Origin of the sequence: Mucilaginibacter achroorhodeus, assembly GCF_007846095.1 — a bacterium.
In the GTDB taxonomy this organism is placed as follows: domain Bacteria; phylum Bacteroidota; class Bacteroidia; order Sphingobacteriales; family Sphingobacteriaceae; genus Mucilaginibacter; species Mucilaginibacter achroorhodeus.
Genome location: NZ_VOEI01000002.1, coordinates 391,559 through 403,656, shown reverse-complemented (window position 1 = coordinate 403,656; position 12,098 = coordinate 391,559). Strand labels below are relative to the sequence as shown.

At 36.5% G+C, this 12,098-nt stretch carries 7 protein-coding genes; 6 read left to right on the top strand and 1 reads right to left on the bottom strand.

Features of this window, described 5'->3' with window-relative positions; genetic code table 11:
• The first annotated feature begins 11 nt into the window (after window positions 1-11).
• On the top strand, window positions 12-4,331 hold the full coding sequence (locus FPZ42_RS07685; RefSeq protein WP_146270009.1) for a fibronectin type III domain-containing protein: 4,320 nt from the start codon (window positions 12-14) through the stop codon (window positions 4,329-4,331).
• Between the two features lie 71 nt (window positions 4,332-4,402).
• Here FPZ42_RS07685 and FPZ42_RS07680 read toward each other — a convergent pair whose 3' ends face one another.
• Window positions 4,403-4,873: a hypothetical protein gene (locus tag FPZ42_RS07680; protein WP_146270007.1), complete on the bottom strand. Its 471-nt coding sequence runs from the start codon at window positions 4,871-4,873 to the stop codon at window positions 4,403-4,405.
• A 69-nt stretch (window positions 4,874-4,942) separates the two neighbouring features.
• Between FPZ42_RS07680 and FPZ42_RS07675 the strand changes: the two genes are divergently transcribed.
• The 5 genes from FPZ42_RS07675 (at window position 4,943) to FPZ42_RS07655 (ending at window position 12,066) form a co-directional block, all read left to right on the top strand.
• Complete coding sequence (locus FPZ42_RS07675; RefSeq protein ID WP_146270005.1) at window positions 4,943-7,375, top strand: hypothetical protein; 2,433 nt, start codon at window positions 4,943-4,945, stop codon at window positions 7,373-7,375.
• Between the two features lie 36 nt (window positions 7,376-7,411).
• Window positions 7,412-9,850, top strand: a complete 2,439-nt coding sequence (locus tag FPZ42_RS07670; protein WP_146270003.1) for a hypothetical protein — start codon at window positions 7,412-7,414, stop codon at window positions 9,848-9,850.
• A 77-nt stretch (window positions 9,851-9,927) separates the two neighbouring features.
• Window positions 9,928-10,533, top strand: a complete 606-nt coding sequence (locus tag FPZ42_RS07665; protein ID WP_146270001.1) for an XkdF-like putative serine protease domain-containing protein — start codon at window positions 9,928-9,930, stop codon at window positions 10,531-10,533.
• Between the two features lie 44 nt (window positions 10,534-10,577).
• On the top strand, window positions 10,578-11,159 hold the full coding sequence (locus FPZ42_RS07660; RefSeq protein WP_146269999.1) for a hypothetical protein: 582 nt from the start codon (window positions 10,578-10,580) through the stop codon (window positions 11,157-11,159).
• Complete coding sequence (locus FPZ42_RS07655) at window positions 11,137-12,066, top strand: hypothetical protein (protein WP_186458715.1); 930 nt, start codon at window positions 11,137-11,139, stop codon at window positions 12,064-12,066. Before FPZ42_RS07660 ends, FPZ42_RS07655 begins: the two co-directional genes overlap by 23 nt.
• Window positions 12,067-12,098: the final 32 nt, after the last annotated feature.

Below are 12,098 nucleotides of genomic sequence, written 5' to 3'. Positions count from 1 at the left end.
AAATATTATGAATGTCGAAGTTAAACAAGATACTTCTTACAAGTGATTTAGAATTAGGTGTGAGTACACCAACATTGGGAGAAACTGGTCGCGTCTTAGTACGCCAAAATTCAGTAGGATTTCATACCGTTACGTTACCCGAAGGTCATTTCGGTAATATCACAGTTGAACCAACGCCCAACAAAACTACTCTTTTGGAATACTATGTAGATGACTCGGGTATCTATTGGAATAGCACGATACTAACCCCAGCGGACGATATATCAAGTCCAAGTGCAATCATAGATTTAAAGTGGAACTATCTTGATGCTACAACTGTGCAAATTCAATTCACTGCACCATCAGGCAATCAAACATTAAACGCTGATAAGTACATTATCTATTATTCAAATGCTCCATTTGATAACACTGTTCAGTTAAACTCTTTGGGTGTGTTTAAGAACAGTTATGTGCCTAAAGCAGCAGGTCAATTAGAGAGCTTTAACCTAACAAAACTAACACCGAAGCAAATTTATTATGTTGCTGTTGTGGCTACCAAAACCACGTATGGCAAAACTCGTGAAGGGGCATTATCAAATGTAATTCAGTTCACTACTTTACCTCTTGAGGGTGGCGGTTCATCAGGAGATGTAGATATTCTGATTCCAGTTAAATCGGAAAATGTCACTACTTACAGTACGTTGTTTAAAGTAGATACCGATGGAATTATTTTAGATGAAAAATGGTTAGTTGATTATAGTAGCATTACCCTTCAAAACGGATTGCCTGTGGGCGTATCTGCTCGACCAATGGTAATGGTACATACCAACCAATTCAAAGATGACTATTATAATCAAGAGCAAACATTCATCTTCGATTTAGAAGATGCATATCAAGTCAACACTGTTTTCTTGAATCCTGCAGTGGGTTCGGACTGGAAAAATGTATATACGTCATCTGATGGTACTAATTATAATTATGCTGGTCAGTACACTGGCGAAGAACCTAAAAATGAATGGACTGGACTTGATTTAGATCCGGGCTTTTCAACTGATGTAAGATTTATCAAAATCACAGTTGCACCAAATGAGCGTAGTTCTTGGTATGGGGTTGTGTTCAAAGGAAAAAGACTTTCTGCACAAAATTTAAAAGGAGTAAAATATAAGAATACTTCACCGTCATTGACTTTGCCAGAGCGTATTGGAACAAACTCAAATATTGTTAATGATGTACCATTCACTGCAACAGTAGCTAAGACGGTGAGACTTTATTCCAACCCAGTTTGGTATAATGATGAAACACCTATGTACCAACAGGGTGGTGGGGCAGATGTCACGCTTGAGAATATCCAGTATAAGTTTGCTAAAAGTAATGTAGGTGATAGTGATGTCTATTTCAAATCAGTAAAAGATAATGGAATGGACATTATATTCTGTGTTGTAAGTTCTCCATACTTCTTATCAAATGATGATGTACCACCCGATGCAGTTAGAGAGAGAAAACCCCTTGACTGGGGCTATCCTATGACTCTTGAGTACACAACGAATCCGTTAAATTATAAATTCATAGCCCAGTTTTATTGGCAAGTTGCAGCTCGTTATGGATCAAAATCAAATCAGCCTAATAGCTTATTCAGAATACATCCATCAGATACAATCAAAAAAGGCTTGGGTTATGTCAAGTATTATGAATTGGGTATTAATGAATGTTCAGCAGCCTCTACAAGTACAGAAAGATATACTAATCCCGAAGAATTAGCAGCTATAATATCAGCTTGCTACGATGGGCATAAAGGCGCAATGGGTGCTGGCTTCGGTATTAAAGATGCTGACCCTGATGCTGTGGCAGTGATGGTAGGTTTGACATCTGTTCCAATTGGTTACAAGATGGCAATGCTTAGATGGTGGGATGTAAATAGAGGTGTGGGAGATTACCCAATTCATTTTATTAATGAACACTTCTACAATGTTACTGGCGGTGCTATTAATTATGATAATGCTTATGCGCGATATGACCTCTATGGCGAACCACCTGAAAGGGGAGATTTCATTAAATATGCAAATACACATGTTGATTTCAGGAATAGATATCCATCAGCACAGCATTTGAAATTTATGATTTCTGAAATAGGTTATGATGAACATAAAGGTTCAATCATAGCTCCAAATGATGTTGATTATGTTAGACGAGGTTGGAAAAAAGCACTTTGGACATTGAGAACATTTTTAATTGCCGATTATTTGGGGATTGATACGTTACTTCAATATGCAATTTTCGGTTTGAACTGGTTATCAGACTTTCCACCTAACATTGCCAACCCTTGGGTAACCTTCGCTACATCAGGTTATTTAGATGGTCCCAATGGTGCAGCTAATAGACCACCAACTCAAGCGTATTACTATGCTACTGCCTTTCAAAAAGCAATGGCTGGATATAAATTTAGTCATGCTGTAAGATTATCAGGTGCAGCAATGACAAATGAGGTGGTATCAAAAACTACTGACCCTGATTTATGGGTGTTGGCTTATAAACCTGTTGACAATAGTCGGAAACCAATGTTAGTGATGTGGTTAGGTAATGATAGCGTTACGCAATCAGTAAATATTGATTTTAAGGTCGGTGGATCTGAAAGTTCTATTGATTGGATAAGCTTTGATGATTTACATAATTCTCACCTTGAAATAGGTACAAATGGCAATACATCTACAGTACTTGATGGTAGCGCGAGAAAATTAACGACAGCGGTTACAGCCACACCGAAAATCATCTTTACCTACAACATTGGTACAGCAAAATTGACTGACCCAATGGATGTAATTATTCAGGCTCTGACACCATCCCAAATTAAATTAGTGTGGAGTGATAAAAATCTTGGTCTCAATAATACAAGAGTATATAGAAGTAACAACCCATCGACTGGATTTACAGAAATTTATAATGGGTACATCGATAACGGTACTTATACAGATAATGGTCTGAATGAGTACACCACTTATTACTATCGATTGCAATTTGAAAAGGATAATGTTTTATCAAATACTACTACATCCTACGGTGTACAAACACTTAAAGTTATTGCAGTGCCTGGTGCCTTTAATAGTTCATCAAAATCGCCATCATCAATTACTGTTACATGGACATATGGTCAAGTTGATGCTGATTACATTGATGGGTTCGAATTGTGGCGAAGTAATGCATCAGCCGGTGTTTATACAAAGGTTGCGACTATTGCAAACACGGCAACATCGTATAAAGACGATGGATTAGTTGCAAACACATCTTACTACTACAAATTAAGAGCGTTTAAAGGGTTATCTTATGGTAATTATACAGCTACGTTAAACACTACGACTGACCCAATTTCATTAGTTCCACCGACTTTACAATCTGCTCAAACTGGCTATTCAGGAGATAGATTAACATTACAGTTTAGTTTGCCAATTGATGATCCATCGGGTCTTGAAAGTTACTTCACCGTGATTGAAGCACCTGGTACACTTAACAGATACATTAGTGCAATATCTGTGGGATTAAACCCGACTGATAACACTAAAGTTAACGTTTATTTATCTGCATCAGTTACTAATTCATCAAATGCAATTAGATTTTCTTATGATGGTGTAAATGGTACGCTGCAATCAATCTATGGAGTTAAAGTTAACTCAATTTCAAATCAAACGATTACTAACAGACTTAACGATGCTTCACTGTTAAGTAAGCGTATTAAAATTAACATGACTAATGATGCCAATATTTCATCGGCTCCCAACGATTGGAACCATTACAATCTGACAGGCAGGTCATACAACAATTCTCAATTAGTGATACCAACTAAAACAGATAGCGGTGCCATAACCGCTTATAAGTTCGTGATGGTGGAAAGTAATCCAACATCACACTTACAGAATATTATTGATGTTAGTAGTAACCCTGCATCATATTTCACCACTGGTGACCCAGTAAATGGTCAGTTCCCAATTGAAGTAAGAACAGTAACCGCAGTAATGGGTTCAGATGCACAGGCTTATTTAACATTTGCCTTGATGAAACTTGATACAACCAAGATATATAACATCAAGCTTTATAGCTGGCTATATGATGGAGTAGATGGAACGATGTTAGTTAGAGCAAATGGCACTGGAACAGGTAAATTTATCAATGGTGGTGGTAACGTATCACAGATATTGACACTAAATAACGTTTCACCAACTCTCATATCACTCCCTGCAGTGTCAGGTGATGCAGCCAATGATGGCTATACTTCACCAATGATTAGCATCAACTGTCAAAATACAAGTGGTGATAGGTCAGGTGTTACCTCGATGATTATCGAGGAGGTAATCAATAATTAACCTGATGTAATTTACAATAAGTAAAAGCATAAAAAAGGCTACCAATTGCGGTAGCCTTTTTGTTCGATTAGTTACTTCTTAGGTTCGATACCGTTGGCTCTATTATATGTTCCAATAGCTGCATTGAGATTTACTTTGTCTTTAGACAAGTCGACTTCAGGGAAAAGTTCAGCCACTTTTTTAATGACATCTTTTCTCGGTGAACCCTCTGGTAATTCCTTGTAAGCAGCGGCTATTTTATCATTCCAATTTTTGGGCTGTCTTTTTGTTTCTTTTGGTTTTACTGTTTTAGATGTATCACCAGTTAAAGCCTTAATTGCCGTTTTAATCTTAGTGATTTCTAATTTCTCACTGGTGAATTTAGATAACGAATCTTTTTTAGTTTTCTCTGCTAAAGCAATCGCATCTTTATGTGCCTTGTTTGCTAAAGCTACCGCTTCTTTATAAGTTGAATTAATGATTGTGGTCGAATCTATCAATCCTGATTCTAATGATGTAAGAGTCTCTTGTAATACTTCTAATGCTTTGTCTGTTGATGCCATAATCTTCTTTTATGATGTTACAATTATTGATTAATGCAAGTGTAGTAATAATATATATAAGAAAGGAATATGAAAAATCTAAACTATCAAATCTTCTTGCTTGATGATGTGGATAACTACGCTGAATTAGACTGTGAAGATTTGGATTTGATTACAACATTTAGCATAACTGATATAGCTGATATTAGTAGTCGTAAAGATAATTTAAGTAAGAATCTAACTTTTAAAGGAACTAAAACCAATAATAAAATCTTCGGCAATGTATTTAACCAATCTCGTTTTGTAGACCCTGAAATTGTGGGGAACTTATTTGTTAATTTTTCTGTTAACAAACAGGTAGAATGTCAGGTCTTTGAAAATTCTACTCTAATTTTAAAGGGTTTTTTAGAATTTCAGAAAGCTACAATGAAAGGTGGAGAGATAGTTTATGAATGTATCATAACAGGAAACATCTTCAACTTTTATTCTTTGTTAGGTGATAAGTATTTAAGTGACCTTGATTTTTCAGAGTATAAACATGAGTATCGAGTGAATAACATCACTAATAGTTGGTACAACATGAATGCTATTAACGGTGTCAATACGTTATCGGCAACTGGGTCGGGTTATGTTTATCCCTTTATAAATTATGGTGAGGGCAATAGCCCCAAAGCAGAAGATATAAACAAGATACACATCAATAATTTCAGACCATCTATATATGTCAAAACCTATTTAGACAAAATGTTTGCTCAAGATGATTTAGCTGGTTTCACTTATGAATTGAAAGGTTCAAATGATTTCAAAACTGCATTTAATCAATTGATAGTTCCGGATAATAGAGAGTTTTTGTCTCAATCAGTGAGGGGAGTACAATTGTTTTCAATGAACCTTAACGGGACTCAAACATTCTCATATAATGATGGTGATACTCATTATCAGGGTGGTGCAAGATTGATTAACATAATCAAATTCCCTGATGGTCTAACATCCATCAACAATAACACCTTAACTCCATCACAGTGGATGTACGATGGTAACTATAATACTCTTTTTACACTTAACAGAACTTTGATTTCTGACATATCTATTCATTTTAACAGCATCTACTTTGCGAATAATTCAGGCCGTCAACTAAAAGCTTATTTAAGAGCTTACATACGTTCAAAACGCAATCACGATACCGATTACGGGAACTGGGTTGATTTAGGAAATTATAATTTATTAGGTGAAGTTTTAGTCGGTGATTTAAGTAATGGCACAAGCACGACCAGAAATGATATTACCTTAAACGTTGCTCAAACAACTTTAGCTGGTGATAGTGACTTTTATATTTCAGTTGATTTATTACAGCCTGACAATCAAAGGTTTGATAAAAAGTACACGCTTACTTTAAATGGTGGTACTGTTAGAACACCCGGTGTAACTGCTAGCACAGTTTCTTATAGTGTGTTGAAAGGCGATACAATTAAACCCGAAGCTGTTTCTAACTTAAAACAGAAAGATTTCATCAAGTCCCTATCGCTGATGTTTAATCTTTTCAGTTATTCCGACTTATTTAATCCGAGACACATCATCTTCGAAACTTACAACGATTATTATTCTAAGACTTTACCACAGAATATCATTTCAGCCACCAACAGCATTGATGTCACTTTGAAGATTGATTATAACAAAGATTTTGTCATGTCAGCCTTTGATAAAGTTGCCAACAAATACACTTTTAAATATAAATCAGACACTGATTTTTATAACACGCTTTATACAAATACCTACAAAGAAATCTATGGTGAATTTACTGAAACTTATACAGAAGGTACAGCCGAGGCAAAGACTGTAGAATTAAGTTTCTCACCGACACCTATTGTAAATATTGCCAACACTGGTAGACTTGCAGCCGAGATTTATACATCAGATGATAGTGGTCATAAGCCAATGAAATCTAACCCAAGAATCTTGTTCTATAATGGTGTAAAGATTTGTTCGGACTATCAAATTGGAACTATGATTCAATCAGGCAATGATTGGAATTTTACTCCAATAATAGAAATCCCAACAACTGGTATCTATTCATCTTATGGTCAAGCTTCTCACTTGAGGTATGCTAATGGTAGCACAGATGTAAGTAATATACTTTCAGATTTAAACTTTGGTATCACTGGTCAATATTATTTTCCAGTAAGTGATAGAATTTATATTACACCAAATCTTTTTACAAATCATTATGATAGACAGTTGCAAGAGATAACCGATACAAATAATGTTATAATAAACTGTGATGTCTTGTTTAATGAATCTAACATATCAAATCTCGATTTGAAAACTCCAATTTTCATACACAATCAATATGGCAATGCTTACTATAAAATTTTGGAATTGGAATACACTAATAGGTTTGAAACTTCGTCTCTCAAAGCACAAAAGATTAATATCACACCTTACTTTCCAGTGGTAGCTGGCACTGCTTCAAGTGTTGGAACTGGTAGCAACATACCACCAAGACCACCTATGATTATGATTTAACGGCCATAATATATAGTAGTAAATGACTACTTATTAATGGCAAATGGTGGTGGTAACTCACAACAAAGCAACGTTCTTATAAATATTAGCGTCACTGGGCAAGAGGAAGTATCTCAAGCACAACAACAGGTAAAAAATTTAAACCAGTCAGCACAACAGGCCGGGCAAGTAAATATGGCTGCTCCCGCTAAGACTTTAAAGCAAGAATTACGAGAGGCGACCAACCAACTTCAAAGGATGCTAGCTGCTGGTCAGCAAAACACACGAGAATATACCGAAACTGCAAGGCGAGTTGCTGATATCCGAAATCAAATAGATGAAACGAGAAATTCAATCAAAGCTCTTGATCCGGATAACAAATTTAGGGTTTTAGGTAATGCTGCAACTTTTGGTGCTAAAGCTGTTCAGGGTTACGCTGGAGCTTTAACCTTTCTCGGTGTTGAATCAGGCACGGCTACCGAAACTATTGCTAAACTTCAAGGCATCATGGCGTTCGCCGATGCAATTGACAGTGTAAACGACTTAAAAGACACATGGCGTGACCTTGGTAGAATCTTGGGCTTATCCAAAGCAGCCACTCAAGAACAAACTGTTGCTACACAGGTCAACAATACAGTTAATGCAGAGACAGCCATTATACAAGAAGCCTCCGCTGTTGCCACTGGTGCCCAAGCCCTCGCTATGGAGGGTTCAACCGTTGCTACCGAGGCCGCGACCGTCGCCACAACTGGGTTTGGTTTGGCTTTAAAGGCTATTGGTATAGGTTTAATTATATCTGCATTAGCGTACCTGATAACTAACTGGGAAAAGGTCAAGACAGCGGTTGAAAAATTATTTCCATCACTGGGTAAAACTGGTGGCATTCTTAAAGAAATCACACAAGTAGTATTTGGTGTTGGGAATGCAATTCTACAATATTTAATCACTCCTATAAAAGTTTTAATAGATGTAATTCAGGGCGATTTCACTGCCGCAATGAATGACATAAAGTCAGGGTTCGACATTGTACAAAACTATAAAGATGGTGCTGCTGCAAAGGCCAAAGAACAAGCAGAAGAAGAAAGAAAAGAACGTGTCAAAAAAGAAATTGAAGCTAATGAGAGAATCATTAAAGAAAGAAAAGCTCTTGGTCAATCTATCTATGATTTAGAAGTTAAAAATCAAAAGCTTAGGATTGCCACACTTGATAAAGATGATAAAGAATATGCCAAGAATAAAGCAGACGCAGAATCTGAATTAACTGTTTTAGTCAACACTGAAGCTAAAAGGAGAAAAGATGAGGCTGATAAAATAGCCAAAGCTGCTGCCGATAAAGCAGCTCAATTAAGAAAAGCTGATTTAGATTCTATCAAGAAGAATAATGATGATGCTTTAAAAATCATTAGAGACGGGTCAAAAGATGCGAGAACCATAGAGCTAAACGACCTTGATGTAAAATACAAAAAGGAATTTGCTTTACTTGAGAAACGCAAAAGAGATATTAAAGATTATAATGTCGAGTATGCTAATCTTGTTACTGCTCGAAAGTTGGAAGAGCAGAAAATCAATAAGAAATATTCTGATGCAATCGCAGCATATGATGATGAAGTTAATCAAGCTTATTTTACAGAATTTGAAAAAAAGGCCGCGGAGATTAATAAAAAAGCTGATGATTTATTAGCTAAAGGAGTTACCCCAAAAGAAAGAGCCAGTGTTGAGGCTGATAGAAACTTTCAATTATCTCGAAACACAGAACAAGAAACCGCAACTGCTAATTCTCAAAAAGCAAATGCAAATTTGGTTAATGCTGAAAATGCTAATCGTCCATCACCGACTGATACACCCGATGAAGCAGCAGCAAAGATTACAGCCATTGAAAAAGCTAAGTTAGATGCCGAAAATGCTGCCTATGCTCTTAAACAAACACAGGTACAAGGTCAATATGATGCTGAACAAGAATTATTAGCACAACATACCAAAGCATTGGGAGACATTACAGCGGATGGTGTCAATGCGCGTATCGAATTAGACAAAAAAGAAAGAGAAGCAAAGTTAGCCACTTATGAAGCTATTGGTGGTGGTTTAGCAAGTTTGTCGGGATTAGTTGGTGACCAAACTGTTGCCGGTAAGGCCATGGCCGTGGCTGCTGCTACTATTGATACTTATGTGGGAGCCAATAAAGCATTTGCACAAGGGGGTGTTTTAGGTTTTGCCACTGCTGCCTCTGTAATCGCTGCTGGTCTCCTTAACGTGAAAAAGATTGTTTCAACTAAAATCCCAACTACCAAAGGTGATTCAAGTAACACTGGCTCTTTTACTGCACCTATCATTAATTCAACGGTGATAACCAGGCAGAACAATGGTACAAAGGATCTGACTGATGCTGTTGCCACAAACAATGACAATCAGAAGCCATTAAGGGCATACATAGTTGCTAAAGACCTCGATAATCAAAGAGACTCAAGCACCTTGGGTAAATTCAAATCAACCTATTAAAGAGAGTGACTTGCTATAAATTACATTAAGTCACTTTCTTTCTTACAGACCATAATATATAGGCAAAACGGCTCTATATGTTAGATAAGAAACTACCACTAATTGAATTACAAATCAACCCCGAGGATAATTCATTTGTCTCTGCTATTGCGTTAGTTGAAAACCCAGCCATTGAATCAGATTTTATTGCATTTTCAACGGCTCAAGAATATTTCTCTGTCAACGATGAGAAAAAAGAGTTATTAGGTCTTGCCCTGATTCCTGATAAACCTATCTATCGCAACTCACCTGAAACTGGTGAATATGCTTGTGTTTTTTCGAAAACCACCATCAGACAAATTTCTCAGGTATTTGCCAAAAAAGGCTTGTTCAGTAACACCAATATTGAACATACCTTAATACCTGCTGACTCATATATTTTTCAATCATATATTACTGATGAAGCAAAAAATATAAATGCCCCAAATGGCATCAAAGCACCTGATGGCAGTTGGGTAATAGGAGTTAAAGTTGAAGATGAGGCTGTCTGGAATAACATTAAAGCAGGCAAAATAAAGGGGTTTTCTGTTGAAGGCATCTTCAAGTTATTAGACACTAACAAAAGTGTCAGCCTTACTAAATCTGACGAACCTGAAACACTGATTAATGACTTCCTTGACTCACTCAAAGCACTCATTAATTAATTCATCGCCAACACATAATATATAGTGGAAACGAACAAGAATTAATGGACAAAAACAAAATTGAGCTTGTAAAGGAAACGGCTCAAAAGTTATTGAAGTTCTTCACTGAGACAACCGAAGAAAAGTTTGAGGCCGTAAAGGTTAAAGATAGTGACACCGTGATTGAATATGGTTCTTTAGAAGTTGGTGCACCCGTTTCTATTTCTTCACCAAATGGCTCCGAGCCTGCATCTGATGGTGAATACACATTGGTAAATGATGTCATTATTGAGGTAAAGGATGGACAAATTTCTGAAATCAAATCAGATGGTGATGTTGCCGAAGTAGAGCAAGAAGAGTTAGCTGATGAAGAATCAAAAGCTGATGAAACCGTAAAAGAGGAATCACAAGCTATTAAAGATTTAGAGTCGAGGATAGCAAAAATCGAAGAAGTTATCAAGTCACTAACTGATGCTAAACCTGACCAACCAAGCAAAGAAGATTTAAAGTCTTTCTCTACCGAATTGCAATCAGCAATCGCTGATTTGTCGAAGATTCCTACCCAGTTCTCAAGTGATAACCGTGTTGAAGTACAGGTTGACGAGATGGATAAGTACAAAAAAATTGCTGCGCGATTCAGCAAATAATAAAAATATTAAATTAAAAATGGGTTATAACATTTCTGCCCTACCAACCTTCCAAACAGAGGGCAAAGCATTTGTGGTTAAATCAATATTAGAATCACAAACTATTAAAATGCTAAATGATGCAGGTTCATTTGATCCGACTGCAAAAGGCATTAACTCAATTCAATTGTTAGATACTGATGTAGTTATTCAAGACGGTCAAGCATGTGGTTTTAATGCTAATGGTGGTGCTGTTTTATCACAAGCAACACTTACAATAAAACCACTAAAAATCAACCAAGAATATTGTTCAAGAGATTTAGAAAAAACATGGGCTAAAGGTGAATTGCAAAAAGGCCAAGACTATACTGATATGGCTTTTTACTCTGACATTGCAGAGTTAAACAGTAAAAAAGCTTCGTTAGAATTAGAAAAAATGGTGTGGCAAGGTGATACTGGTTTAACTCAATCATCTTCACTAAAAATGATTGATGGGTTTATAAAGCAAATCAAAGCTGGTTCATACGTAAATCTTTCAGGTGCTACAGGTTCAACTACACTACAAAAACTGCAAAAGGTTTATTCGTTAATGCCTATAGAAGTTAGGACTCAGGATGATTTCAGAATTTTCGTTGGTAAAGACGTATTCGACCAATATGTTGCTGACTTAGCTGAAAAGAACTTATTCAATCTACCAGAAGAGGGTACAATCTTAGGAACTACTGGTAAGTACGTTGCTGTTAATGGTCTTAACGGTGGTCACGTTGTTGCAGCGCGATTGAGAAATCTTCAATCAGGTGGCGAGATGACAGATATTGACTTCAAGTCATGGTATTCAAACGATGATGACACTGTGAAGATTTCTTCAAGATTTTCACTTGGTGTGGTCCCTGTTTACGTGAACGAAATCGGATATGGCAAATTCTAAATTATGCCAATTGGCAATCAAAACATAAGTTA